The sequence below is a fragment of the Chitinophaga oryzae genome (genome assembly GCF_012516375.2).
In the GTDB taxonomy this organism is placed as follows: domain Bacteria; phylum Bacteroidota; class Bacteroidia; order Chitinophagales; family Chitinophagaceae; genus Chitinophaga; species Chitinophaga oryzae.
The window spans coordinates 2,284,008-2,309,200 of the sequence record NZ_CP051204.2; the positions used below are offsets into that span (position 1 = coordinate 2,284,008).

General features: G+C 51.8%; 22 protein-coding genes. 3 read left to right on the forward strand and 19 right to left on the reverse strand.

Features of this window, described 5'->3' with window-relative positions:
- Nucleotides 1-44 precede the first annotated feature (44 nt).
- The 5 genes from HF324_RS09520 to ggt all read right to left on the reverse strand — a co-directional run bounded on the left by HF324_RS09520 (nt 45) and on the right by ggt (nt 4,767).
- Nucleotides 45-914, reverse strand: coding sequence for a TraB/GumN family protein (locus HF324_RS09520; protein WP_168859664.1), 870 nt, complete (start codon nt 912-914; stop codon nt 45-47).
- Between the two features lie 19 nt (nt 915-933).
- Complete coding sequence (locus HF324_RS09525; protein ID WP_168859665.1) at nt 934-1,989, reverse strand: aminotransferase class I/II-fold pyridoxal phosphate-dependent enzyme; 1,056 nt, start codon at nt 1,987-1,989, stop codon at nt 934-936.
- Between the two features lie 6 nt (nt 1,990-1,995).
- The gene (locus HF324_RS09530) at nt 1,996-2,418 is read right to left on the reverse strand and encodes a hypothetical protein (protein WP_168802255.1); all 423 of its coding nucleotides are present in this window, start codon (nt 2,416-2,418) and stop codon (nt 1,996-1,998) included.
- A gap of 3 nt (nt 2,419-2,421) precedes the next feature.
- Nucleotides 2,422-2,943: a DUF1572 family protein gene (locus HF324_RS09535; protein WP_168802256.1), complete on the reverse strand. Its 522-nt coding sequence runs from the start codon at nt 2,941-2,943 to the stop codon at nt 2,422-2,424.
- 117 nt (nt 2,944-3,060) lie between these two features.
- Nucleotides 3,061-4,767: a gamma-glutamyltransferase gene (gene ggt / locus HF324_RS09540; RefSeq protein WP_168802257.1), complete on the reverse strand. Its 1,707-nt coding sequence runs from the start codon at nt 4,765-4,767 to the stop codon at nt 3,061-3,063.
- Nucleotides 4,768-4,834: 67 nt separating this feature from the next.
- On the opposite strand from ggt, the gene HF324_RS09545 reads away from it, so the two are divergent.
- The gene (locus tag HF324_RS09545; RefSeq protein ID WP_168802258.1) at nt 4,835-7,366 is read left to right on the forward strand and encodes a M14 family metallopeptidase; all 2,532 of its coding nucleotides are present in this window, start codon (nt 4,835-4,837) and stop codon (nt 7,364-7,366) included.
- Here HF324_RS09545 and HF324_RS09550 read toward each other — a convergent pair whose 3' ends face one another.
- The 11 genes from HF324_RS09550 to HF324_RS09600 all read right to left on the reverse strand — a co-directional run bounded on the left by HF324_RS09550 (nt 7,367) and on the right by HF324_RS09600 (nt 18,429).
- Nucleotides 7,367-7,972, reverse strand: a complete 606-nt coding sequence (locus HF324_RS09550; protein ID WP_246269477.1) for a redoxin family protein — start codon at nt 7,970-7,972, stop codon at nt 7,367-7,369. It abuts the gene before it with no gap.
- A gap of 218 nt (nt 7,973-8,190) precedes the next feature.
- Nucleotides 8,191-9,171: a YihY/virulence factor BrkB family protein gene (locus HF324_RS09555; protein WP_168802259.1), complete on the reverse strand. Its 981-nt coding sequence runs from the start codon at nt 9,169-9,171 to the stop codon at nt 8,191-8,193.
- Nucleotides 9,172-9,289: 118 nt separating this feature from the next.
- Nucleotides 9,290-10,333, reverse strand: coding sequence for an endolytic transglycosylase MltG (gene mltG, locus HF324_RS09560; protein ID WP_168802260.1), 1,044 nt, complete (start codon nt 10,331-10,333; stop codon nt 9,290-9,292).
- 74 nt (nt 10,334-10,407) lie between these two features.
- On the reverse strand, nt 10,408-10,782 hold the full coding sequence (gene secG / locus HF324_RS09565; protein WP_168802261.1) for a preprotein translocase subunit SecG: 375 nt from the start codon (nt 10,780-10,782) through the stop codon (nt 10,408-10,410).
- Between the two features lie 5 nt (nt 10,783-10,787).
- Nucleotides 10,788-11,948, reverse strand: a complete 1,161-nt coding sequence (locus HF324_RS09570; protein WP_168802262.1) for a DUF8458 domain-containing protein — start codon at nt 11,946-11,948, stop codon at nt 10,788-10,790.
- 217 nt (nt 11,949-12,165) lie between these two features.
- On the reverse strand, nt 12,166-12,687 hold the full coding sequence (lptE, locus tag HF324_RS09575; RefSeq protein ID WP_168802263.1) for an LPS assembly lipoprotein LptE: 522 nt from the start codon (nt 12,685-12,687) through the stop codon (nt 12,166-12,168).
- 16 nt (nt 12,688-12,703) lie between these two features.
- Complete coding sequence (locus HF324_RS09580) at nt 12,704-13,954, reverse strand: sigma-54 interaction domain-containing protein (protein WP_168802264.1); 1,251 nt, start codon at nt 13,952-13,954, stop codon at nt 12,704-12,706.
- Nucleotides 13,955-14,009: 55 nt separating this feature from the next.
- Nucleotides 14,010-15,422: a tRNA (N6-isopentenyl adenosine(37)-C2)-methylthiotransferase MiaB gene (gene miaB / locus HF324_RS09585; protein ID WP_168802265.1), complete on the reverse strand. Its 1,413-nt coding sequence runs from the start codon at nt 15,420-15,422 to the stop codon at nt 14,010-14,012.
- A 263-nt stretch (nt 15,423-15,685) separates the two neighbouring features.
- Nucleotides 15,686-16,192, reverse strand: a complete 507-nt coding sequence (locus HF324_RS09590; RefSeq protein ID WP_168859666.1) for a hypothetical protein — start codon at nt 16,190-16,192, stop codon at nt 15,686-15,688.
- Between the two features lie 111 nt (nt 16,193-16,303).
- Nucleotides 16,304-17,083: a (Fe-S)-binding protein gene (locus HF324_RS09595; RefSeq protein WP_168802267.1), complete on the reverse strand. Its 780-nt coding sequence runs from the start codon at nt 17,081-17,083 to the stop codon at nt 16,304-16,306.
- 23 nt (nt 17,084-17,106) lie between these two features.
- A complete protein-coding gene (locus HF324_RS09600) occupies nt 17,107-18,429 on the reverse strand; it encodes a 4Fe-4S dicluster domain-containing protein (RefSeq protein WP_168802268.1) in 1,323 nt (440 codons plus the stop codon).
- A 74-nt stretch (nt 18,430-18,503) separates the two neighbouring features.
- Between HF324_RS09600 and HF324_RS09605 the strand changes: the two genes are divergently transcribed.
- Complete coding sequence (locus HF324_RS09605) at nt 18,504-19,022, forward strand: phosphoribosyltransferase family protein (RefSeq protein WP_246269479.1); 519 nt, start codon at nt 18,504-18,506, stop codon at nt 19,020-19,022.
- A gap of 9 nt (nt 19,023-19,031) precedes the next feature.
- Here the strand turns inward: HF324_RS09605 and HF324_RS09610 are convergent, their stop codons facing one another.
- Nucleotides 19,032-19,814 (reverse strand): DUF2279 domain-containing protein, encoded by a 783-nt coding sequence (locus tag HF324_RS09610; RefSeq protein ID WP_168802269.1) that lies wholly within the window; start codon nt 19,812-19,814, stop codon nt 19,032-19,034.
- A gap of 224 nt (nt 19,815-20,038) precedes the next feature.
- Nucleotides 20,039-21,763 carry a phospho-sugar mutase gene (locus HF324_RS09615; RefSeq protein ID WP_168802270.1) on the reverse strand — a complete coding sequence of 575 codons (1,725 nt, stop codon included), beginning with the start codon at nt 21,761-21,763 and terminating at the stop codon, nt 20,039-20,041.
- A 125-nt stretch (nt 21,764-21,888) separates the two neighbouring features.
- Here HF324_RS09615 and HF324_RS09620 point away from each other — a divergent pair, with 125 nt between their 5' ends.
- Complete coding sequence (locus HF324_RS09620; protein ID WP_168802271.1) at nt 21,889-22,542, forward strand: protein-L-isoaspartate(D-aspartate) O-methyltransferase; 654 nt, start codon at nt 21,889-21,891, stop codon at nt 22,540-22,542.
- Between the two features lie 103 nt (nt 22,543-22,645).
- Here the strand turns inward: HF324_RS09620 and HF324_RS09625 are convergent, their stop codons facing one another.
- Nucleotides 22,646-25,129, reverse strand: coding sequence for a TonB-dependent receptor (locus HF324_RS09625; RefSeq protein ID WP_168859667.1), 2,484 nt, complete (start codon nt 25,127-25,129; stop codon nt 22,646-22,648).
- Nucleotides 25,130-25,193 lie beyond the last annotated feature (64 nt).

The following is a 25,193-nucleotide window of genomic DNA, read 5'->3' on the forward strand; positions in this document are numbered from 1 at the left end:
AAAATCGTAAATCAAAAAATCGTAAATCACAAAATCCCTAAATGTTATCGGACTGCCTCCACTTTGTAACCTTCTTTCCTTAACAGGGCGATCAATCCTTTGTCGCCTGCCAGATGTGCGGCACCTACGGCAACAAACACCGGTCCCCGGGACATCAGCTGTTTGAGTTGCGGTACCCATGCGGCATTACGGCGAAAGAGCATCAGGTCCTGGTAATTTTTGAGATCAGGAGCCTGTATCACCATCTTATACAGTTTGTCGAGGTCCTGTTGTTTCCAGAAGTCCATCATTACACGGGTTTCGTTATCGTTGCGTTGTATATCCTTTACCATCCGCACGATCATCTCCGCTTCCGCTTTATCGGGGATACTGTCAAAGAGGGCCATCTGGGACTCCACGGTTTCCAGCGTGGCAATAGGGATCTTCCTGTTGGTGGCCATAGCTGCCAGTTCCCTGTCGGGAGCAGCGATATCCTGGCTGGGGCAGGGCACCTGCTTCATCATCAGCAGGGTCGTGAGCATAAAAGGCTTGGCTTTATCCAGGGGGGCCAGGCCAAAGTGCATCGTGTCCTGAAAGAATCGGTCTACCATCCGGTACTGGCCTGAATCGAACAATTGCCGCAGGGAATAGCTGTCATCCTGGTTGTATATCAGTGACTGCATTTTCTCTTTGTTTTCGTTCATAAGGTCTATTTCCATACACATGGTTTGGGCGCCCTGCAGCGCGCTGGTGACGGCAGGGGAAAATGACAGCTCGTTTTTACAGACGAGGTGCATGGTGCCAAAAAGGTAGGAGGGGGCGTTGAGATCTTTACCGGTTACCTTCCATAACAGGGATTTGCCCTGCGCATGGCCGGAAAGCTGCAGGAGCAGCACGGTTAACAGGAGGGCGGAGCTTTTCATAAGGCGTAACATCAGCTGGTAGTTTTTATTGTTAATAACCATATTCTTTCAGGAACTGGTAAAGGGTCAGTATATCCTGCTGGGTATGCAATGCAGATATGATGGCCCTGTTTACCGGTTGGCTGTGGGGAAACGGGTAAGGGAAACTGGAAATAATAACATCCCGCTCAGCGAGATAGTTTACCAACGGTTGTTTTTCTGCCGGCTGCGGCAGGATAAACACCGGCAGCGCATGTGGGTTATGAATGGCGGAGTGGGCCGACAGGTGCAGAAAGTAGGCGACATTCTGCTGCAGTAACATCCGTTGCTGCCGGACGAGGTCGGCAGATTGCAGCCAGGCATGTGCGCCGGCCGGCATCATGGGAGTGCTGCCGGTAAAGAACCCGTTCTTTTTCAATGCGGCGATATCCGCTGCATGACCGGCTACCATGCCGCCTTCTACGCTATAAGCCTTGGCCAGTGATGCGGTGAGGAGATAACGTACCTGGTCGGTGCCTGGCAACAGGTGAATGCTGCCCTGGCCGCGCGGGCCGAGTATGCCAATGCCGTGCGAATCGTCTGCCAGCACCAGCACTTTGCGCTGCAGCAGGCGGAGCCAGTCAAAGGAATATACTTCCCCGGTGATAGGATTCAACGTGTCTGTCACAATCACATAATGATGGTCCGGCTGGCTGTTCACCCGGGCCACGGTATCCTGTTCCCACTGTGCCCTGCTGCCTGCCGGCAGCAGCGGATTGCCCAGCCATAATGCCGGGTGGGCGCCCGGGGCATAACAGAGCTGGCCGCGGGTGGCGGCATAATGCGCGGCTGCCTGTGCCGCCATGTAGCCGGAGGAGAGCACTACGGCCGCCTGTTGTTCCAGGTGGGCGCACAGGGCATGCTCCATTTCTTCGAAGAGCGGCAACCGGACGTTGCCGGCCCGGGAAGAGGGGAAGAGTGTCCCATAGCGCTGGACGCCTTCACAGAAAGCTGTCTTAAAAGCAGGCTGCTGATGTAAACCGAGATAGGAAAAGCCGGAGAAGAACAGGCAGCTGCGACCATCGACAGTAGCGGTCCTTCCCGGTGTAATATCGGTGTGTAGAAGCATAGGTGGCTATTCTTTTCGGGTACGCAGAATAAAATGGTAGTCGCCGGAGGTTACTTTCATATCAAAGTGGTCCTCGTCCAGCAGTTCCACGGTGACCAGGTTTTCCGTGGTGCGGGAACCGTTGGAAGCGGTGACGGAGATTACCTTGCCGTTGCTGAGCAGGAAGTATTTGCCTGAATCAGGCTTGCCGGCAATGGTGGCCACAAATACGTCGTTGTCGAGGAACTGGTAGTACACGTCGCTGTAGTAGCCGTCTTTCAGGTCTTTGGCCTGGATGATCTGGGTATTGTTGTACGGATCACCTTTGGGCACTTTCACATCGTATACCCGCCATTTCTTGTGCTTCAGCAGCTTGTCCGTTTTGCTGGTATTGCAGGCCAGCAAAGCGGCTGCGGGCAGGATAACGGTAAAGATAGTACGTAGTTTCATAACTTATTTGTTCCCGAATTTTTCCCTGTTGAAAGCTGCAGACTGGCCTTTGGGAATAGAAAGGCTCTGCCAGTGGTCGCCAAGGATCATTTTACCGATATATACCATTTGTCCGACGTGGTAGGGCACATGAGTCATTTGCCGGTTGATGGCATCGAGCACGGAATGAGCTTCTGCGCGGATGTACACGGTTTTCTCCAGGTCTTCCGGCGTCAGGCTGCCGACGGCTTTCAGCAGGCAGTCCCACCCTTCATGCCAGCGTTGCAGCACGGTATCTTTGGTGGCCTGGTCTTCTTCAAATTCTTCATCCCGCTGCCGGTCGGGTTTTTCGCCGTCGGTGGTGAGAAAGTCGGTCCAGCGGGACAGCATATTGCCGCGGAGATGTTTAACGATCATGGCGATGCTGTTGGGCTCTCCCTGTGGTTGCCAGTGCAGCTGCGCCGTATCCAGCCGCTCGATGGTTTTGGTGCCCATATCATAATAGCTGCGGAATCTTTGCAGGGCGCTGTCTAAATAGAGTTGCATATTTAAATTTTTTGATTTTCGATTTTTTGATTTTTTGATTTTGGGGATGAGGTGTGATGGCGCCGGTTTTTCATACTCGAAAAAATCCCTAAATCCCTGCATCAAAAAATCCGTAAATCAGTAACCCGCCGCGCTGTCGTCGCCACGTTTATCGCCAGCGGCGTCGAGAACGAAGGTACCGGGCGTCCGTTTAATAATTTCAGAGCGGCCTATGGGGCCGCGTTTCACTACTTTATACCCCATTTCCTGCAGCGCGGTGATGACTGTTTCCGGGAAGTCTTTTTCCACGGCTATCTCGTCGGGCAGCCACTGATGGTGGAATTTCGGTTTGTTGATGGCATCGGCCGGAGAGAGGCCAAATTCCAGTGTGTTCATCAGCATCTGGAAGACAGAAGTGATGATGGTAGAGCCACCGGGAGTACCAAGACTGTAAAGCGGTTGTTTTCCCTGTAATACGATGGTCGGCGTCATGGAGCTGAGCATGCGTTTGCCGGGAGCGATGGCGTTGGCTTCGGTGCCTACGAGGCCGTACATATTGGGTACGCCGGGCTTTACGCTGAAGTCGTCCATCTCGTTGTTGAGCAGGAAACCGGCTTTACCTACCACGGTGCGGCTGCCGTAGTGGCCGTTGAGCGTGGTCGTTACGGCGACTGCGTTGCCTTTATCGTCGATGATGCTCAGGTGCGTGGTTTCTTCGCTTTCGGGGAAGGTGCCGGCTTTGGTGGCTTCGCTGCTGCCCGCTTTACCGGGTACAAAATCTGCCATGCGGGCGGCAAGGTATTTTTTACCGGTGAGCCGGGCTACCGGTACTTTCACAAAATCGGGGTCGCCGAGGAACTCTGCACGGTCGGCATAGGCCCTTCTTTCCACTTCTACCATCAGCTGTACGGCCCGGGGAGAATGGAAACCCCATTCCGCCACCGGGTAGTTTTCCATCATACCCATCATCTGTTGCAGGCATATGCCGCCGCTGGAGGGCAGCGGCATGGTCACAATCGTATAGCCTTTATAGTTAAAAGCCAGGGCTTTTCTTTCGCGTACTTTGTAATTTTTCAGGTCGGCGAGGGTCATGATGCCTTTGCCGCGTTTCATTTCCGCTACAATATTGGCGGCTGTTTCTCCCTGGTAGAAGCCGGCGGCGCCTTTTTTTCGTATAAGCCTGAGCGTATGAGCGAGGTCTTTCTGTACCAGGGTATCGCCTGCTTTCCAGGGCTGGTCTTTTACAAATGCGGTGGGCGCAGTGTTAAGCCGCTGGAAGTCGGCCTTGTAAGCGTTGAGGTTGGCCGCTTCGGAGGCGGTGATCACGAATCCTTTTTCAGCCAGCAGGATAGCCGGACCTATGAGCCGGGAGAAAGGCAGCTTCGCATATTTCATGGAGGCGAAGAGGCCTGCTACAGTGCCGGGGACACCGGCCGCCAGGTGGCCGTCGAGGCTCCGTGTGGTGACGGGATTGCCGGCGCTGTCGAGGTACATATCCCGATGGGCTTTGGCGGGCGCCGTCTCCCGGTAGTCCAGCGCTATCTGTTGACCGTTGGCCAGCCGGGCCACCATAAAACCGCCGCCGCCCAGGTTGCCGGCGCCGGGATATACTACGGCCAGCGCCAGCTGCGTGGCGATGGCTGCGTCTACGGCGTTGCCGCCTTCCTGTAATATAAGCCTGCCTGCGATGCTGGCCAGCGGATGGGCCGAAACCACAGCGCTGTGAGAGACGGTGATGTTCTTTTCAACCTGGTAGTCGTAAGGCCATTGCTGTTGGGGCTGTGTCTGGGCGCCGGCAGTACAGATACTGCCCAGTGCCAGGCCCCATATGATCAGGAGACGCATGATACTTCTGTTTGCGTGTAAATTAACAAAACAATCCCTATCTTACGGTATCAAACTATTTGTTGCTATGCGCCAACACTTACTTCTGGCACTGCTGCTGCTTGGCTTTACGACCGCCATGGCCCAGATCCCTACTCCTGACCAGTTTTTGGGCTACCCGCTGGGAAGCCAGTTTACCCCGCATTACCGCGTACTTGACTATTTCAGACAGGTGGCCGCTACCGCTAAAAACGTGAAAGTGGAACAGTACGGCACCACGTATGAAGGCCGTCCGCTCATTACCGCGACCATCGCTTCTCCCGCCAATTTCAGCCGGCTGGACGACATCCGGCAGAAAAGCCTCGATATGTCCATGGCTAAAGGCGGACAGTCTGCCGACCAGCCGGTGATCGTATGGCTTAGCTATAACGTGCATGGCAACGAGGCCGTTTCCACTGAAGCTGCCATGAAAACACTCTATGAACTGGTGAATAACGGTAATGCACAAACGCAGCAGTGGCTGCAGAATACTGTTGTCGTAATAGACCCCTGCCTCAACCCTGACGGGCGTGAGCGGTATGTCAATTTCTATAACTCCGTGCGCAGCCTGCAACCGGACGTACACCGTTACTCCCGCGAGCACAACGAACCATGGCCCGGCGGAAGGCCCAACCACTACTACTTTGACCTGAACCGCGACTGGGCCTGGCAAACGCAGAAGGAATCACAACAGCGGGTAACCCGCTATAACCAATGGATGCCGCAGCTGCATGTGGATTTCCATGAGCAGGAAATCGAGGCGCCCTACTATTTTGCGCCGGCGGCGGAACCCTTCCACGACGCCATCACCCCCTGGCAGCGCGAAGTCCAGGTGATGATCGGTAAAAACAACGCTAAATATTTCGACCAGGAAGGATGGCTCTATTTTACCAAAGAACGCTTCGACCTGTTCTATCCCAGCTACGGTGATACCTATCCCATGTATAACGGCGCTATCGGTATGACCTACGAGCAGGGCGGCAGTGGCCGTGCCGGCGTAGCGGTACTGAAAAGGGACGGCGATACCCTCACCTTAACAGACCGTATCGCACATCACTTTACAACCGGCTTGTCCACCATAGAAGTAGCCTCCCAACAGGCGGACCGCATCCTGAAAGAGTATGTGCAGTATTTTGAAACCGCGAAGAAAGACCCGCAGGGCGGATTTAAATCCTATGTGATCAAATCCGGCGGCAATCCTGAGAAACTGAATGCGCTGGCTGACCTGCTGCGCAGAAACAACATCGCTTTCGGCTACGGCGCCAATGCCGGCAACGCCAGCGGGTTTAACTACTTTACGGGCAAAACCGAAGCTTTCTCTGTCACCAGGGAAGACATCGTGATCAACGCCTACCAGCCCCGCTCCAATATGTTGCGTGTGCTGTTTGAACCTACTTCACGTCTCACCGATTCGGTGACATATGATATTACCGCATGGGCATTGCCTTATGTGTACGGCCTTACCTCTTATGCCGTGAAACAACCGCTGACACCGTCCGCTGATGCACCGGCCGCGCCGGCCAATACGGCCCTGGCGGCACAACATCCCTACGCTTACCTGGCGCAGTGGAACAGCCTCCGGGATGTGAAGTTCCTTGCTGCGCTGCTCAAACGCGGTATGAAAGTACGCTTCACGGAAGCGGCCTTCACGTCAGCAGGTAAAACATTTCCCGCAGGCACGCTGGTGATTACCCGTACCGGCAATAACAGCAACGGCGCCTCCTTCGATACATATGTTACGTCGCAGGCAGATAAATACAAGATCACGCTGGACGCAGTAGCAACCGGTTTTGTAGAGAAAGGCACTGATTTCGGCTCTGATAAAATACGTTATATAAAAGCGCCGAAAGTGGTACTGCTGACGGGCGACGGCGTTTCTTCCCTCGGCGTGGGCGAAGTATGGCATTTCTTCGAACAGCAGCTGGGCTACCCGGTAACGGTCGTGAATGAACGAAATATGGGCGGCGTGAACTGGGACCAGACGGATGTGCTGATCCTGCCGGATGGCGACTATAAAGCATTTACAGAGAAAGCGGCGACCGAACGGCTGAAAGAGTGGGTGAGCAAGGGCGGTAAACTGATTGCGCTGGAAAGCGCCGCCGCACAGATCGCAGGGGCCGATTGGGGTATCAGGGAGAAAAAGGAAAAAGAAGAAGTGGCGACAGACAAGGATAAACTGTCAGACGAATCTCCCTATGATGTGCTGAAACCTTATGCCAACCGGGAAAGAGAAAGCGTACGGCAGTTCATCCCGGGCGCTATCTTTAAAGTACAGCTGGACACTACGCACCCGCTGGCCTTTGGTTATCCCGGCACTTACTACACGCTTAAACAGGATAGCCGGTTGTACGAGTTTATTGATAACAACGGCTGGAACGTTGGCGTGTTAAAGAAAGATAATTACCTCAGCGGCTTCGTGGGCGCCGATACCCGTAACCGACTGAAAGACGGTCTGCTGTTCGGTGTAAAGGAAATAGGCAACGGATCTGTGGTGATCCTCGCCGATAATCCGCTGTTCAGAAGCTTCTGGGAAAATGGTAAACTGATGTTCAGCAACGCTGTGTTCCTCGTTGGACAATAATCAGCGGTTTCTTTTAATATTACAGCCCAGCGTGCTGGAAGTACTGGTGGTAACGGGTTTCCCGGCCACCAGTTCTGTTATGGCGTTTTGCAGATGGCGCGTTTTTACGGCCTCGGCATTCCCCGGGCTGTCATCGATAGCGCCTTTATACACAAGGCGGCTCTTTTTGTCAAACAGGTAACATTCCGGCGTATGGTTGGCGTCAAAGGCGTCGGCCAGTTCCGCATTTTTATCGAGAATATAATAATACTGGAAACTATGCTGCGCGGCATAGGCTTTCATGGCCGAAAACGAATCCCCGTCCGCACGATTGGCCTCATTGGAATTGACCATCACCACACCGATATTGTTTTTATGCGCTAACGCGCAGATGCTGCGCAGCCGGTCCTGGTTACGGACCATATAAGGGCATTGATTGCTGCCAAAAACAACCAGCAGCCCGTTGCTGCCTTTTGCACCGTTCAGGGAAATTTCTTTTCCTGAAACATCCATCCATTTCATGTCTGGTTTGGGAAGGGGAGCGCCGGGATCAAGTGGAATTTCGCCAGCCGGACAGGCTGAAGTCAAAGCGAAGGCACAGGCAAGGTAGAGAGCGGACTTCATCATATCATGAGAATTTCGTGTCCAGTATAAATATAATCAACGCGACAGTTATTTCCCTGGCAGTTGACAGGAAATTATAAGAAAGATATGGTAAAAAAAGTTAAAATAAAAATTTCCGGAAGATGTCTGGGCGATAGGGAACGACTGTCGGAGGAGCTATGGTGCGGAAGCCGAAAGAGGGTGTGATTTAGCTGCCACCAGGCGGCAGTTCGTGCGCCGGTTTAGCGGAGCAGCGGGCTGTTGGCCGCTTTTTCCTGTTCGTGCGTATGCTCCTGCCGCGCATCGCTCAGCGCGCGGATACTGGCATTAAGCTCAAAGCCCACCAGCAGGATGAATGAATTGAAGAACACCCACAGCATGAGGATCAGGATGGTGCCGATGGAGCCGTAGATTTTGTTGTAATTGCCGAAGTTGTTTACAAACCAGGAAAAACCGATAGTGACCAGTATCATAAAGACGGTGCTCACGGTGGCGCCGGCGGTAATGAATTTCCACTTTTTTGTGGTGGCGGCGCCGATACGGTACAACACAGAGTTGACCGAGTAGAACAGCATCACGATAAACACCCAGCGGGCCACATCGATGAGACTGAGCAGCCGTGCGTTCTGCACGCCGGTGAGATTGAACAGCCAGCGGAGGGTGGCGCCCTGCAGGATGATCAGCGCTACCGTCACCAGCAGCAGTACCACCAGTATCAGTGTCAACTGCAGCGCGATCAGGCGGTTTTGCCACCATTTGCGTTTGCGGAAGCCGGCGCCTTCTATCTTGCTAAAGGAGCGGAGGATACCCATTACGCCATTGGAAGAGTAAAAGAAACCCATCAGGAAAGCGACGGACAACAGGCCGTTGCGATGGGTGTACAGGAAGTCATGGATCATTTCCCGCACGATCATATAAGTGTTATAGTTCGGTGTCAGGTCCTGTGCAAGGTCATAGAGCGTAGGTTCTATATTTTTTACCGGCACATAGGGAACGAGGGTAAACAGGAAGATAAAAAAGGGCGGAATGGCCAGCAGGAAGTTAAAGGAAATGGCCCGGGCCCTGTCTCCCAGTCCTCTTGCTTTGGTTTCCTGCCCGAAATATTTCAGTACATCATACAGCGGTAGTCCTTCAAAACCAGGGAGGATAAGGGTCTTGCTCCTCTCAACCAGCCAGCGGTAAGGACGGGAACGGAAGATGATGTTTTCGGGTTTAAAAACCAAAGCGATTTTGCTATTTAGTTATTTTATTATTTAATTATTTGGATATTTAGTTATTGGGTCATTGCTTATTGAAACGGGTCATGCAACCGCAATATCTAAATATCCAAATAACCAAATATCAATATCCTCTTTTGTTAAGTTCAGCCTGATATTTTCTGGCGTTTACCAGGTGTTCCGCGTAGGTGGCTGCAAAAGCATGGTAGCCTGAGAAGTCAGATCTTGCGCAAAAGTACAAATAATCTGTTTCCGGTGTGTTCAGCACGGCGTCTAATGTTTTTTCTGACGGCGTACAGATGGGGCCCGGCGGGAAACCTTCATAACGGTAAGTGTTATACGGAGAGTCGAATTGCGTATGTCCTTCGCGTATTCTCTTCAGGCCGAAGTCCTGCAGCGCGAATTTAACCGTAGGGTCGGCCTGCAGGCGCATGCCTTTACGGAAGCGGTTCAGGTATACGCTGGAAATAATGGGTTTTTCATCCAGCTTGTTGCTTTCTTCCTCTACGATGGACGCCAGTATGGTCACCTGTATGGGGGTGAGGTTCAGGGCTTTGGCTTTCTCCCGGCGCTCGCTGGTCCAGAATTCTTCCCTTTCTTTTTCCAGTTTTTTGAAGACGGTCTCTGCATTTGTGTTCCAGTAGAACTCGTACGTATTGGGCACAATAGCGCACATGGCGGTATTGGTATCGAGACTGAACTGGCGGAGGTATACCTGGTCAGACAGCAGGGCGCGGAGCGCGTTGGAATCGGCTTCGAGGTTATTGCTGACTTTTTTGATCAGGTCCTGTTTGGTACGCAGCTTATTGATCACCAGCACTACCGGTGATTGTTTGCCGGAGCGGAGCAATTTCGCGATATCGAAGTTACTCATGCCATGGGCTATTTTGTACCGGCCGGCTTTTACGCGGGACGGATAGCCCAGCTCTTTGGCCACCCAGTTAAAACTGTTGCGGTTGCGGATGATGCCCTGGTCTTCCAGCCCGTCGAGCACATCGTTATAGGTGCTGCCGGTGCGGACATAGAAGTATTTGGAGTCACCGAAAGCTTTGGTATTGGGGCCGAACACCCGGTAGGAGAAATATACGAGGGCACCTGCGGCGAGGCAGCCGGCGATGACGAGGCTGCGTTTAAGCCATACGTTGGTAGGTTTTCGTTTCTTAGCCATTCGTAGCGGGTAGTGATTAAAAAAACCTCGCTTTTAACGGCGAGGTTTTATGAAATATTATTCGGAATAAATGATTATTTGCCCGGAGTAGACGGTGCCGGTTGCTGCGGCGCCGGTTGTTGCGGCTGTGTACCAGGCAGTTGGGCCGGTGCAGGAGCCGGAGCTGGTGTACCACCGCCAGCTCTTTCGATGGCAGTAGGTGCGGTATTGGATACTTTACCGGCTTTGCCGATAAAGAACGGCGCTGTCAGGCAGAGTACAGCAATGATAGTCGCCAGGATCCAGGTACCTTTTTCCAAAACGTCAGTAGTCTGACGCACCCCGATCACCTGATTGCCAATACCGCCAAAAGAACCGGACAGGCCGCCTCCTTTAGGGTTCTGGATCAGCACGAAAAAGCCCAACAACACACAGGCTAATATGATCAGGATACCAAAAATGATTAACATAAATATTAATGTTTGCTTTTATCTATTAAAGATTTTAGTTCTTGTATCTTCTGCGCAAAATAAGCGTTTTTGTCGGGATTAAGCAAACTTAATTTTTGATATATCCTGATCGCTTGTTGGTACTGGTGTTGGCGTACCCAGATTTCTGCCAGTGTTTCAGACACGATATCGTTATTGAATGTGATGGATTCCATCGCCATTTTCTCGACGGTTTCAGATACTTCCGGTTCCTCGTCTTCTTCGTAAATGCGGTGCAGTTGCTGGTGGTACCAGTCTTTGCTGGTCCTGCCGGAGAAATTGTCCTTTATCTGCCGCAGCCAGGAGGTAAAGCTTTTCATTTCTGCTTCGCCCTGGACGCTGAGCTCGTCTGCGTCTTCCGGATTTTTCAGCCGTTTGTAGGCGAAGTAGTCATCGGTGTATAGTGGCTGGAAGGTGAGGACGGTTTCTTCTGTTATTTCTTCTCCTGATCTGATTTCCAATGGGAATATTTTAATCGGCCGTTCGTCTTCGGTGTCTGTGGTCTGTTCTGTAGCTTCCGCTGTGGCTGCGGGATGAGGCATGTGGTTGACTTCCGGTGCTGCCAGCATGTCAGCCGGTTCGGGAATATCGGATAATGCCGCTTCCGGCTCCGGGGAAGTTGTTCCGTTTTCAGTCCCGGGCACCGGTGCTTCGGGCCATTCTTCGGCTGCTGGTGCTGCCACCGGTATTTCAGTCAATCCTTCCGGTGTGGAGGCCATCTCCGGGGCCACTACGGGTATTTCCGTAAGTCCTTCGGGCGCGCTTTCCGCTGCTGCGGTTACATCCGCAGGTGCTTCTGCCGGCGCGGGCTCCGGTGTTTCCGTTACAGCTGCTTCGGGGGCCACAGGCAGGTCGCCGGGAAGGGCGTCGACCGGTATGGCCGGCGGTATGCGATCTTCCACGGTTTCCAGTACCGGTTCATGGGTCACGATATGATAAAAATGGTGTGGTTGACCGCTATACAGCATCGCCTTTTTGATGGCGGGATCATGAAGGTCGCCATGCTGGTGATATACTTTTCTGGCCAGCAGGAGCCGGGCAGCAGAAAAATAGGGATATTCCGCTACCAGCTGTTCCATGGCGGCCACATCTACCTGGTGCAGGCTTGCCTGCAAAAAGACGTGTGCGATGATAGTGTTTGCGATCATGGTCCTAATGTAGTAAATTTTATTATTTGGTTATTTGACCATTTTGTTATTTGATTTATGGATTTTGGGATTTACGGATTTTGGGATTTGGGGGTTGGAAATCATATTTATCAAATCTTGCATAAAATCCCAAAATCCGTAAATCCCAAAATCAATAAATCCCAAAATCCGTAAATCAATAATCAAATTAATAAAATAGAAAAATAACCCAATAGTATTACCAGTTAGCGAATGCCCTGTTGAAAATATCGTCTACGATACCGGGGATGATATTTTCATCCAGCAGGCGACCTTCTACGGTAGAGGGCAGCTGGTTGGCATTAAAGTCGGCTGAACGGGTAAAGGACTGGGTAAAGCCTTTTTTGTCGCCTACCCGTTTGATGAAGGTGATATTGATGGTCACGTTCAGACGGGAGGTGGCGGCCTGGTCTACGTTGGTAACGGCGGCGTTGGAGAAGGAATAACCGGTGATGGCGCCACGGAATTCGTAGTCGGCGCGGGGCTCGTTATCGCCTACCTGAATCAGCCTGGTCTGTGAAGTGACCTTATCACGCAGCTTCTGGGTGATTTTCTGGCTGAGGGTAGGGTTGGTGATCGGCGCCCTGTTCTCAATAAAACGGATGTTCACCGTTTTGGCGTCATTGTCGATACTGGCGCCGGTGGTGGAATAATGTACACTGCAACCGCCAAGAAGCGCTATCATGGCAAGAGCGATGAATGTTCGGATGGTAGTGGTCATGCTGCTGAAAATTCGTTTATTCGGCAATGTTATATTCTTTCAGTTTGCGGTAAAGTGTTCTTTCTGAAATACCCAGGTCCAGGGCGGCGTCTTTACGTTTGCCTTTGTGTTTCTTCAGCGCTTTTACGATCAGTTCTTTCTCTTTGTCGGCAATGGAAAGGGTTTCTTCCACTTCTTCGTGATGATCGATTTTATTGTCGGCGATGATGATGGGCTGGGCGTTGCTGATGCCGGAAGAGGGTACCACGGGCATGTCGTTGCCGGCCGGGTAGCTGTGCAATACATGGTTCTCCGGATGATGGTATTCTGCGGCGTGGGCCATATTGGGATTCTGCAGGATATCGAAGAACATTTTTTTAACCTCTGTCACATCTTTTTTCATGTCGAAGAAGAGTTTGTAGAGGATGTCCCTTTCGCTGGCAAAGTCGCCGCCACTGCCAGGCTGCTGCTGCGGCGCGGCCAGCATCGGAAGGCGGTTGACTTCCGGTATTTCCGGGAGGAACCTTTTCAGGTCGTTGGCGGTGACCTGCTTATCGGACGACAGCACGGAGATCTGTTCGGCGATATTTTTCAGTTCACGCACGTTACCGCGCCAGGGATAGTTGACCAGCACCTGACGGGCTTCTTCATCCAGCTGGATGGAGGGGGTTTTATATTTTTCGGAGAAATCGACAGAGAATTTACGGAACAGCAGCGGAATGTCCTCTTTGCGGTCGCGCAGGGCGGGCACGCGGATCGGCACCGTGTTGAGCCGGTAGTAGAGGTCTTCCCGGAACTTACCGTGCTGCGTGCGTTCCAGCAGATCGCGGTTGGTGGCGGCGATCACGCGCACATCTGTCTTCTGTACTTTGGAAGAGCCTACGCGGATATACTCGCCGGTTTCCAGTACGCGGAGCAGGCGTGCCTGTGTGCCCAGTGGCATTTCCCCGATTTCATCGAGGAAGATGGTGCCGCCGTTCACGGTTTCAAAATAACCTTTGCGGCTGTCTACCGCCCCGGTAAAGGAGCCTTTTTCGTGGCCGAACAATTCGGAGTCGATAGTGCCTTCAGGGATGGCGCCGCAGTTGACAGCGATGAATGGATTATGTTTACGGGCGCTGAGCGCGTGGATGATCTGGGAAAATACTTCTTTACCCACGCCGCTCTCTCCGTTGATCAGTACGGTGAGGTCTGTATTGGCCACCTGTGCGGCCACCTGCAGGGCGTAGTTCAATGCGGGACTGTTTCCGATAATGCCAAACCTGTTTTTGATAGCCTGTATGTCCATAAGTGGTAACCCGATTGTTTAATGGTCCAAAAATGAGCAGGCAGCAGCGGGTAGGCTACTGTACTGCCGTTCCTATAAGTGTACCGGATGTGCAACTGTCCACCTTCACCATAACGTATTCCCCTTTTTTAAAGTTTTCGCGGGGGAAAACGATCACCTTGTTCTGGTCATTACGGCCGAACAGATGTTCTTCGGAACGTTTGGAAGTGCCTTCTATCAGCACTTTGAAGGTTTTGCCGACATCGTTTTTCATGTTTTGTTCTGACTGCCTGCGGTGCAGTTCCACCACTTCAGCAAGCCTTCTTTTTTTGACCTCTTCCGGGATATCGTCCTGGTAACGGCGTTGCGCCAGTGTGCCGGGGCGTTCGGAGTAGAAGTACATGTAGGCCAGGTCATAAGCGGCAAACCGCATGATGTCCATGGTTTCCTGGTGTTCTTCTTCTGTCTCGCTGCAGAAGCCGCAGATGACGTCTGTGGAAAGCCCGCAGTCGGGAAGGATTTCGCGGATGCGCTCCACCTTCTTCATATACCATTCGCGGGTATACGTACGGTTCATCAGCTGCAGTATCCGGTTGCTGCCACTCTGTACCGGCAGGTGGATATAGTTGCAGATGTTCTCGTATTTCGCCATGGTAAAGAGCACTTCGTCAGTGATGTCTTTGGGATGGGAGGTGCTGAAACGCACCCGCAGCAGCGGGTTGATCAGCGCCACTTTCTCCAGCAGCTGCGCAAAAGTGACGGTCTCGCTGTCGTCATCGCTGGTCCAGTAGTAGGAGTCTACGTTCTGGCCCAGCAGCGTTACTTCGCGGTAACCGTTTTCAAACAGTTCTGTGGCTTCCCTGACGATAGAGTGCGCATCGCGGCTGCGTTCGCGGCCACGGGTGAAAGGCACCACACAGAAGGTGCACATATTGTTACAGCCCCGCATGATAGATACAAAGGAGGTGACCCCGTTGTTGTCCAGTCTGACAGGACTGATATCGCCATAGGTTTCTTCGCGGCTCAGTAATACGTTCACCGATTTCTGGCCGGTCTCCGCTTCAGCAATCAGGGAAGGGAGAGAGCGGTAGGCGTCAGGTCCCACGACCATGTCCACCAGCTTCTCTTCTTCCAGCAACTTGGTTTTAAGCCGCTCTGCCATACAGCCCAGCACCCCGATGAGTAGTCCGGGGGTGGATTTTTTGATCCGGCGGAATTCCGTCAGGCGCTTACGTACCGTCTGTTCCGCTTTTTCCCGGATAGAGCAGGTGTTGAGCAGGATCAGACTGGCCTCTTCCACATTACGGGTAGCGCCAAATCCTTCTTTATTCAGAATGGAGGCAACGATCTCACTGTCGTTGAAATTCATTGCACAACCATAGCTTTCTATATAAAATTTCTTACTATATGTTTGGCTGTCAGTCGTCCCGGGAGCAAAAGCTTCTCCCTGACGGCTCTCATCATGCACTTTAGTAACCTGGTCCAGCATTCCTAACAAAAATTTTGGAGAGCAAAAATAAGGATTAAAAACGGAAAAAATGACAATATGTCATCACGCAAAGATCGCAAAGGAACTTATCGGTTTTTAAAAGAACGCAAAGCGGACCACTGGTGGTTCCGGGAGAATTTGATTTTTTAAATTTATTTAAAATTATAATATATAAAAAGAGCGAAGATAATAGATTATAAGATCTATTGTCTTCGCTCTTATCAGGTTCGTCCTTTTCGCGCTTATCGGTTCTTATTAGCGCCTTAGCTGACTTTCAATACCTTGCCGGCCAGCCAGCTGTCCTTCAACGGTATCAGCCATTTGGTGTCCAGGTCGGCTTTCGTCAGTACAGTATTATTGAGATAGAGGGTGTTTTCATCGATAAACCCCTGTTCCATGGCGTAACCCAGCTGAGCCATGGGCAACAGCTGCACCTTGTCCTTCACAATAAAACCCAGCAGCAGGCGGTCAAACATATTCACATTGTATTGTTTCTCAATGCTTTTGATGACCCGCACAGAGCTATCGGTGCTGCAGCCGCTGACGGTAGTGTCTGTTTCGTCTGCTATTAAAATCACCACCTGGCCCAGCACTACACGGCCCCAGCCTTTTACAGGCGCGCCGTGGGCGTTCCACTGTTCGGTGAATTGTAACAGCTGTTCGTCGATTTCTTTGATCTCCTGTTCATTGAATGGTCTGTTGCTCTGATATATCCAAACCCTCGATGCCGGAGAAAACCCGGTAGGGAAATTGATTGCCTGTGTATCCATGATGCAAATTTAAACAATTACGAATTACGAATTGAGAGCTTCCTTGCAGAGCGGTTACTAACTAACCTTTCCATAAAACAGCCCTTAATTCGTAATTCGTAATTCGTAATTTTATTCGAGGTGGAGTGCAATCAGTTCTGCGATATCCAGCACTTTCACTTCGTCTTCTTTGCCGGTCTCTTTCACGCCGTCTGTCAGCATCGTCATACAGAAAGGACAGTTGGAGGCGATAACGGAAGCGCCGGTATCAACGGCTTCCCGGCCCCTTTCGATGTTGATACGGGTGGTGCCTTTTTCTTCCTCCTTGAACATCTGGGCGCCACCGGCGCCACAGCAGAGGCCTTTGCTGCGGCAGCGCTTCATTTCCACCAGTTCTGCATCAAGGGTTTCAAGGACTTTGCGGGGGGCTTCGTAAATATTATTGCCTCTGCCGAGGTAACAGGAATCGTGATAGGTGATTTTTTTGCCTTTGAAAGCGCCGCCTTCCTTCATCCTGATTTTTCCTTCGTCGATCAGCGACTGCAGGAAGGTGGTATGATGTATCACTTCATAATTACCGCCAAGGGCGGGGTATTCATTTTTCAGGATATTAAAGCAGTGAGGGCAGGCGGTGACAATTTTTTTCACGCCGTACATATTAAGCAACTGTATATTATTCTGCGCCATCATCTGGAAAATAAATTCATTGCCCGCTCTTCTGGCCGGATCGCCGGTACAGCTTTCTTCTTTGCCCAGGATGGCAAACTGAACGCCTGTTTTTTCAAGGATGGTGGCAAAAGCTTTGGTGATCTTCTGTGCCCGCTGGTCGAAGCTGCCGGCGCAACCTACCCAAAACAGTATTTCCGGTGTTTCACCATTGGCGGCATATGTAGCCATTGTCTTTATCTGCATAGCTCTTCGCTTTTAGCTTTTCGTTATTGATTCATTTCTTCAGCCCATTTGTCGCGGTCGTCCATACTGAACTTCCAGGGGGCCATGTTGTTTTCGATATTGCTGAACATGCCGGTCCATTCGGCTGGTGCGCTGGATTCTTCCATCACGAGGTGGCGGCGTAGCTGCACGATGATATCGAGCGGACTGATACTTACCGGGCACTCCTGCACGCAGGCGTTGCAGGTGGTGCAGGCGCGCAGTTCTTCTTCTGTGATATGGTCCCGCAGCAGGGTTTTGCCGTCGTCTTTGAAAGCGCCGTTTTCATTGATGTTACGGCCTACTGCTTCGGCGCGGTCGCGGGTATCCATCATAATTTTACGGGGAGAGAGCGCTTTGCCGGTAATGTTGGCCGGGCAGGCAGCGCTGCAGCGGCCGCATTCGGTGCAGCTGTAGGCGTCCAGCAGGTTTTTCCAGCTGAGGTCAAATACGTCTTTGGCGCCGAACTTGGGCATACCTTCCGGCGCAGGTTCATTGGCCGCCAGCTCCGGTTGCAGCATCAGCTGTACCTCCCGCTGTACGGCAGGCATGTTTTCCATTTCGCCCATAGGCTCCAGGCGGGCGTAGTAAGCGTTTGGAAAGGCCAGTATAATATGAAGATGTTTGGAATAAGGCAGATAGTTAAGGAATGCGAGGATGCCCAGTATGTGCAGCCACCAGCAGGTACGCTCAATAGCGATCAGCGTGCCGTCCGGCATGCTGTTGAAGATGGATGCCAGGCTGCCGCTGACCAGGAAATTACCCGTGGCGATATAATGTTCGCTGCCACGCAGCTGCATCTGCTGATCGGCGGCGTTCATCGTCAGGAACAGCAGCATCAGCACGATCTCGGTAATAAGGATGTAATTGGCGTCAGAGCGCGGCCATCCGTTGAGGTCCCTGCTCATAAACCGGCGGAGCTTCAGGATATTCCTGCGTACCAGGAAGATAGCGCAGCCCAGGACCACGAGCACGGCCAGCACTTCAAAAGCGCTGATCAGTATGGGATACAGTCCGCCTAATACGGGCACGAATAAACGATGTTTGCCCAGTATCCCGTCCAGGATAATCTCGAGGATCTCCAGGTTGATGATAATAAAGCCTGCATACACGAAAAAGTGTAATACAGCCACCAGTGGATTGCGGAACATTTTTTTCTGGCCGAAAGCCAGCAACAGAACGTTTTTCCAGCGTAGGTCAGGGTGGTCATTGAGGTCTTCATCGCGCCCCAGCAGGATATTCCTCCTGATCTGGCGCACTTTCGTGGAAAATAGGTATACTGCCGTCCCGAAGGCAATAATAAACAGTAACTCTTGTAGAATTCGCATTATCTTGGATTTGACTCCCTAATTTATGTCTTTTTTGGTTCCCGGCTTTTGAAGGAGCGATTATTTTGATCTAAATGAACGTTATATTTGCGCCTATGGAAAGCAGGAACATTATTCTTACACAGGATATCATCCAGAAAAAAATCGAACGGATCGCTTATGAGATCTATGAACTGAACAGCGACGGCACAGAGATCATCCTTGCCGGTATCTGGGACAGGGGCATGGTCGTGGCCCGTAAAATAGCCGCCGTACTGGAACAGATCTCTCCGTTGAAAACAAGGATCATTTCCCTGCACCTGGATAAACAACATCCGGGGGAAGTAAAAGTTTCTGAAGATATTGATTTTAATGATAAGGTAGTCGTGGTGGTAGATGACGTGGCCAACTCCGGCCGTACCATGCTCTATGCGCTGAAGCCGCTGCTGGCTTATCTTCCGAAGAAAATACAGACCGCTGTGCTGGTAGACCGCCGGCACAAATCTTTCCCGCTGTCGGTTGACTTTGTAGGTTATTCCCTTGCCACTACCTTACAGGACATGGTATTGGTGGACATGCAGGGAGAAGACATTATCGCTGCTTATTTTGAATAAGCTTTTCCGTTAAAAATAGATGGGGTGCAGTTTTACGCCGCCTTGTGAATTGATTTCAAGGGCTGGCGCCGGGAACTTCATCATATTCAGCACCTGGAACAATACCCTGACGCCTTTTTTTCGGGTGCGGATCCTGGTGAAGTCAACGTCCGGCGACAGGTAGAACTGCCGGATACGGCGCACCTGGTTGTAGTCGTAGTATTGGCCATGCGGGTCTGTCCAGGTATTATCGCGCCCTCCGTACATTCCTTCGGCGCCGTATCCCACGGCGATATTCAGCCAGCGCGGCAGCCAGGTGGAATTTTTATGAAAGGAGTACAGGTTGACAGACACCCAGTACGTCTGTGCATTATAATCTTTCAGCGTTCTTTCCCAGAAAGTGTGGCCGAAGAGCTGTTTCGCTTTCTCCCGCACCGGGCCTTCGGGATAACTTTTAGGATGGGAAGAGAATTTAAGCTGTATCCGCTGCTCGTCCCACGCCAGCTCCTGGCTGATCAGCAGGGCGGAACCCACGGCATTGGCGCCCATATCGCTCCATGAGAAGCCCCATTTATCAGAGAAACCGTCCAGTACTTCTATTACCGACTGGTAGGCAAAGCCGCTGAGGCCACCGATCCAGATCTGCTGCTTGCGCGGCAGGCCCGACCATCGCCACATTTCACGGCTGTATTTCCCTTCAAAGTAAGCGGCAAAAATATGTCCGGCTTTGTCCATCTGGTTCCATTCCCCTGCATCATTGAAAAAATGGAAAGAGGAACGGGAATAACCTTTGTACCAGGCGCTGCTGAGCACTGCCAGGCTGCTGCCGTAAACGACGGCGGTGGCGCCGGAAAGGGTCCATACTCTTTCTTTGACGGTGGTATCAGGTAAGGAGAAAAAGGGTGTCTTCTGTTGGGCGGGTGCAGCCAGGGAATTCAGAAGGACCAGGAAGATTCCCGCCAGGAGGCCTCCCCCGTAAGGGAGGGAGGCTAACCGGGCAGTATTCTCTTTTAATGTTGTGATAAGAAGATGTTTTATTATTTCAGTTGCATGTCGCTGATGATGCCTTCGATCTTTTTGTCAAGATCGGCGGTAACGGCATCATAGCTGTCTACGCTGTCCAGCGGCGCGTTCACGCTGAAATAGAACTTGATTTTGGGTTCGGTGCCGGACGGACGGGCAGAGATCTTGCTGCCATCGGCCAGCACGAACTGCAGCACGTTGGACTTCGGCAGGTCCAGCGGTTTGATTTCGCCGGATTTGATGTCTTTCACCTGTTGCAGCTGGTAATCGTACAGCGTCACCACCGGAGAGCCGTTGATCGTGGCCGGCGGATTCTCACGATAGCCCCGCATCATCTCAGCAATTTCATCGGCGCCTTTCATACCTTTTTTGGTGATGGAGATCAGGTGCTCTTTATAATAACCGTACTGCAGGTAAACGTTCACCAGCAGTTCAAACAGGGACTTGCCCTGGCTGCGGGCGTAAGCTGCCATTTCGCAGATCATGGCCACAGAGGAGATAGCGTCCTTGTCACGGATATTGTTGCCGATCATATAACCATATGATTCTTCCCCGCCGCAGATGAAAGTTTCCTGCGGCTCTTTCCGGCGGATCAGGTCAGCGATCCATTTGAAGCCGGTGAGGGTGTTGTAGCAGTTGATATTGTTTTTAGCGGCGAATACGTCGATCAGGTCGGAGGTCACTATGGTTTTGGCGATATAATCGTTCGACTGCTGCAGTCCTTTTCTGCGGCGGCCTTCCACGATATAGTTGAACAGCAGTACGCCGGTCTGGTTACCGTTCAGTAATATCCACCGGCCTTTCAGGTCTTTCACGGCGATGCCTACACGGTCTGCGTCGGGGTCGGTGCCCAGCAGGATATCCGCATCCAGTTCCTGGGCTTTCTTCAGGCCCAGGTTCATGGCTTCCGACTCTTCAGGGTTAGGATACACCACCGTCGGGAAATTGCCGTTCGGCGTGGCTTGTTCTTCCACCACGTTGACGTTGGTGAAACCGAAGCGCTGCAGTATTTCCGGCACCATGGTGATGCCGGTGCCATGGATAGGCGTATACACGATTTTCAGGTCGTGCTGTTGTTTGTTGATTTCCGGGTTGATAGACAGGCCCTGTAACTCTTTCAGGTAGGCTTCGTCCACTTCCTTGCCGATAAGGGTGATATTGGCTTCGCCGCCGCTCCATTTCACGTCGTCGGGGGAGAGGATGCTTTCCACTTCCCGGATCACGTTCTTGTCGTGCGGAGGCACCAGCTGGGCGCCGTCGTTCCAGTAAGCTTTATAGCCGTTGTATTCTTTCGGGTTGTGAGAAGCGGTGAGCACCACGCCGCCCTGGCATTGCAGATGGCGGATGGTAAAAGAAAGCTCCGGCGTAGGGCGGAGGCTTTCGAACAGAAATACTTTAATGCCGTTGGCCGCGAACACGTTGGCAACGGTTTCTGCGAAAAAGCGGGAATTGTTGCGGCTGTCGTGGGCGATGGCCACTTTTACCTCGCCTTCAAACGTCTTTTTGAGATAGTTGGCAAAGCCTTGCGTGGCCATGCCGACGGTATATTTGTTCATGCGGTTGGTACCTACGCCCATAATTCCTCTCAATCCACCGGTACCAAACTCAAGATTACGATAAAAAGCATCATTAAGGTCATCAGGGTTGCCTTCCTGCATCTTTTTCAGCGTGGCAATGGTTTCGGCGTCATAGTTACCGTTGAGCCACTGCGATACTTTGTTTTGAATATTTATATCCATAATCGTATTGTTTTTCGGGCCTTTATAGCCCGGCCAGGTTGTAAAGTAAAAATAAAAAAATGAATGTGGGAAATTCCGGCCGGGCAAATTCATTGAAAATCGTAGGTAATGGTTAATTTTGCACCATGAGGCGGTATGAAGATACTTATAAACAAAAAGGATTACGCAAACAGCTGGTTGATAGTATCCGTCAGAAAGGTATTACCGATGAAAACGTACTGGCGGCCATCGGCAATATTCCCAGGCATTTTTTTCTTGATACGGCTTTCGAGAGCATTGCATACGATGACAGGGCCTTTCCTATCGGGGAGGGACAAACGATTTCCCAACCTTATACGGTAGCCTATCAGACACAGTTGCTGGAACCCCGGCCGTTTGAGAAAATACTGGAAATCGGTACCGGCAGCGGCTACCAGGCCTGCGTGCTGGCGGAGCTGAAACTGAACGTTTTTACCATTGAACGCCAGAAACGCCTGTTCGACCAGGTGAAAGCCTTTCCTTTTAAAAGCAAATACCCCAACCTGCGCCTGTTTTATGGCGACGGCTACGAAGGATTACCTTCCTATGCGCCGTTTGACAAGGTCCTGGTGACCGCGGCAGCGCCACATATCCCCGAAAAACTGGTCCAGCAGTTAAAAATCGGCGGTAAAATGGTCATCCCCGTGGGCGGCCAGGAAGTACAGCGGATGCTGCGTATTACTAAAATAAGTGATACGGAGACGGAACAGGAACTGTTCGACAACTTCTCCTTTGTGCCCATGCTGGCCGGAAAAAAATAATTACGAATTACGAATTACGAATTGAGGGCTCCTTTATAAAAAGGTTACTAAATAACCGTTCTATAAGGGAGCCCTCAATTCGTAATTCGTAATTCGTAATTTTTTATAACCTTCCCCGCTCTTTAGGCTTCTCTTCTTCTTCCTGCGGCTTTTCTTCCTCTTCCTGCTGTTGCTGTTTTTTCTTTTTAAAGAGATTAGGGTCCATCTTACCGAAACGATAGCGTATGTTGATACGGATAAAGCGGGTGGCGCGTTTGCGCTCGTAGTCCTGGATAAACACCGGTGTTTCGTAATGGGAACTGAACTGTTGTGTGTTGAGCAGATCGGAAATATTAAGCGCTACCACCAGCGCCCGGTTCTTCAGCACTTCCTTGCGGATGCCGAAATCGATGCCGTTCATGGCCCGGAAAGTGCCTTGCGGCTGTATCCGGGGGGAGCGGTAATGGCCGCTCAGCTCTATGCTGATACGGGACGGCAGCCTGAACTGGGTATTGGCATTCAACCCGTAGCTGAAGTTTTCATTGTTCAGCGTTACGCTGGAGAGCCGGTTGTACTCCAGGTTCAGGTTGGCATTGATTTTCCACCATTTGTAAATATTGAGGCTGTAAGACACGTTGCCGCCGATGTTCTGCTGGGTGGCCAGGTTCATGGGCCTGGTGGTGGTCACGCCGGTGACGGTGTCCAGCGTACTGATACGGTCTATGTTGTCATTGGTTTGCGCAAAGTAGGTGCTGGTGCTGAAATAGTTGTTGGACCTGGGGTAATAAACGGAATAACTGGCTTCGAACTTATGCGACAGCGCCGGTTGCAGCTCGGGGTTGCCCGTGCGGATGTTCTGCGGGTCGGAGTTATTGATATATGGCAGCAACTGGTCGAAGTTGGGCCGGTCAATACGCGTGGAATAGTTGAACACCAGGCTCTGGTTCTGGTTTTTAGGCAGATTGTATTTCAGGAACACGCTGGGGAACAGGTTGAAGAACCGGTTGTCCACTGTGGTGTCGCGGGTAAAGGAGTAGCCTTTCAGGTAGGACTGTTCGGCCCTTACCCCGATCTGGTAGCCCAGGTTGCCGATAGCATTGGCGAAGTTGAGATAACCGGCATGGATATCTTCTTCATAGTCGTACTGGTTGGACAGCTGGTTGCTTTTGCGGAAATCCTGCAGTTCCCAGTCATACAACATCGCCGTATAGTCGTTACTGATATGCCGCAGCGTACTTTTCACGCCTGCCTCCAGCTTTCCTTTTTTGCCAAGGGGCATGGTATAGTCTGACTGGAGGTTCCAGAAGCGGTTCCCGTTTTTGCCGGTGTTGTCCTGCAAATTGGGATTGGGGAGGGCGCTCTGACCGGGCTTCTGGTATTGTGTACGGTAGTCGCTGTTGCTCGCGGCGCGGTTACCGCTGTAGCTTACATAGGCGGTCAGCTCCTGGTTCTGTTTTTTGAACGTACGCTTGTAATTCAGGCTGGTATTGTTGTTATAGCCGTCATTGCGGCCGGTGTTATGCCGTTCGCCGTTGCGCAGCGTTTGTTTTTGTTCATCGAGGTAGTTAAGGAAGATGTCATCCTCGTTCCTGCTGAAGTTATGATTGATGCCTTGTGCGATGGTGAAGGTGTTATGGTCGTCGAGGAAATAGTCGAAGCCGAAGCGGCCGCCGTTGTTACCATTGCGGTTGGTGTTGCGGCTGTCCTGTGAGAAGAAGGTGGTGTGGCTGCTGTCGGGCACGAGGTTCTGCCGGTAGCTGTAGCCGCTGCCGCCGATGGATTCGTAGCGTGCGTTGTAGTTGCCGAAGAAGTTGAAGCGGCGCATACGCAGACTGGCGTTGGCGCTGCCGTTGACCTGCCCGCGGGTGGCCACGCCGGCGTTGAACATCACATTGTACCCGATGGCTTTATCTTTTTTCAGGACGATGTTGATGATACCACCGCCGCCCTGTGCCTCGAATTTGGCGGAAGGGTTATTGATCACTTCTATGCGGTCGATACTTTCGGCGGGAATCATCTGCAGGGCTGTCTTCGCATCCCCGAAGGGCGACGGTTTGCCGTCTACGTAGATGGTCACGCTTTTGCCGCGCAGGGTCACGTTATCATCGATGTCTACGTCTACGCTGGGAATATTTTTTAGGATGTCTGTGCCGGTGCCGCCTTCGGCGTTGATCATGCTGCCGGCGTCGAACACCTGCCGGTCTATTTGCATGGAAAAGGCTGGTTTTTCCGCTTTGATCTCTACAGCGTTCAGCACCTTGCCGGCAGTCTGCAGACGTAAGGTGCCGGCGAACGCTGGTTTGCCGGGCGCCACTTTCACCGCTTTCTCCAGCTTCTCGTAACCCATGAAGGTAACACGGAGCACGTAAATGCCGGGAACAACGCTGTTGAAAGTGAAGGTGCCGGCGGGAGTGGTGTACATGCCGGTCACCATGGAGGAGTCGGCCTGGCGGAGTAATACCACGGAGGCATATTCCACCGGTTTGCCGGTCACTGCATCCGCCACTTTACCGTTCATTTTCACCGGTGAAGCTCCCGGCGTTTGTGCGTGGAGGTTAGGCACAGCAGCAACAAGCAGCAGGGTTGCCCCTGCAATTAATCTTAGCATCCGTAATGTTCGCATCCTTTATTCTGGCTGATCTATGACCATAAAAATAACTGCCGGTGTTTAA

Coding starts and splice junctions, on each gene's coding strand:
- HF324_RS09520 (WP_168859664.1), bottom strand. CDS start 914: ATGTTACGCCTTATGAAAAGCTCCGCCCTCCTGTTAACCGTGCTGCTC.
- HF324_RS09525 (WP_168859665.1), bottom strand. CDS start 1,989: ATGCTTCTACACACCGATATTACACCGGGAAGGACCGCTACTGTCGAT.
- HF324_RS09530 (WP_168802255.1), bottom strand. CDS start 2,418: ATGAAACTACGTACTATCTTTACCGTTATCCTGCCCGCAGCCGCTTTG.
- HF324_RS09535 (WP_168802256.1), bottom strand. CDS start 2,943: ATGCAACTCTATTTAGACAGCGCCCTGCAAAGATTCCGCAGCTATTAT.
- ggt (WP_168802257.1), bottom strand. CDS start 4,767: ATGCGTCTCCTGATCATATGGGGCCTGGCACTGGGCAGTATCTGTACT.
- HF324_RS09545 (WP_168802258.1), top strand. CDS start 4,835: ATGCGCCAACACTTACTTCTGGCACTGCTGCTGCTTGGCTTTACGACC.
- HF324_RS09550 (WP_246269477.1), bottom strand. CDS start 7,972: ATGATGAAGTCCGCTCTCTACCTTGCCTGTGCCTTCGCTTTGACTTCA.
- mltG (WP_168802260.1), bottom strand. CDS start 10,333: ATGGCTAAGAAACGAAAACCTACCAACGTATGGCTTAAACGCAGCCTC.
- secG (WP_168802261.1), bottom strand. CDS start 10,782: ATGTTAATCATTTTTGGTATCCTGATCATATTAGCCTGTGTGTTGTTG.
- HF324_RS09570 (WP_168802262.1), bottom strand. CDS start 11,948: ATGATCGCAAACACTATCATCGCACACGTCTTTTTGCAGGCAAGCCTG.
- lptE (WP_168802263.1), bottom strand. CDS start 12,687: ATGACCACTACCATCCGAACATTCATCGCTCTTGCCATGATAGCGCTT.
- HF324_RS09580 (WP_168802264.1), bottom strand. CDS start 13,954: ATGGACATACAGGCTATCAAAAACAGGTTTGGCATTATCGGAAACAGT.
- miaB (WP_168802265.1), bottom strand. CDS start 15,422: ATGCTGGACCAGGTTACTAAAGTGCATGATGAGAGCCGTCAGGGAGAA.
- HF324_RS09590 (WP_168859666.1), bottom strand. CDS start 16,192: ATGGATACACAGGCAATCAATTTCCCTACCGGGTTTTCTCCGGCATCG.
- HF324_RS09595 (WP_168802267.1), bottom strand. CDS start 17,083: ATGCAGATAAAGACAATGGCTACATATGCCGCCAATGGTGAAACACCG.
- HF324_RS09600 (WP_168802268.1), bottom strand. CDS start 18,429: ATGCGAATTCTACAAGAGTTACTGTTTATTATTGCCTTCGGGACGGCA.
- HF324_RS09605 (WP_246269479.1), top strand. CDS start 18,504: ATGAACGTTATATTTGCGCCTATGGAAAGCAGGAACATTATTCTTACA.
- HF324_RS09615 (WP_168802270.1), bottom strand. CDS start 21,763: ATGGATATAAATATTCAAAACAAAGTATCGCAGTGGCTCAACGGTAAC.
- HF324_RS09620 (WP_168802271.1), top strand. CDS start 21,889: ATGAGGCGGTATGAAGATACTTATAAACAAAAAGGATTACGCAAACAG.
- HF324_RS09625 (WP_168859667.1), bottom strand. CDS start 25,129: ATGCTAAGATTAATTGCAGGGGCAACCCTGCTGCTTGTTGCTGCTGTG.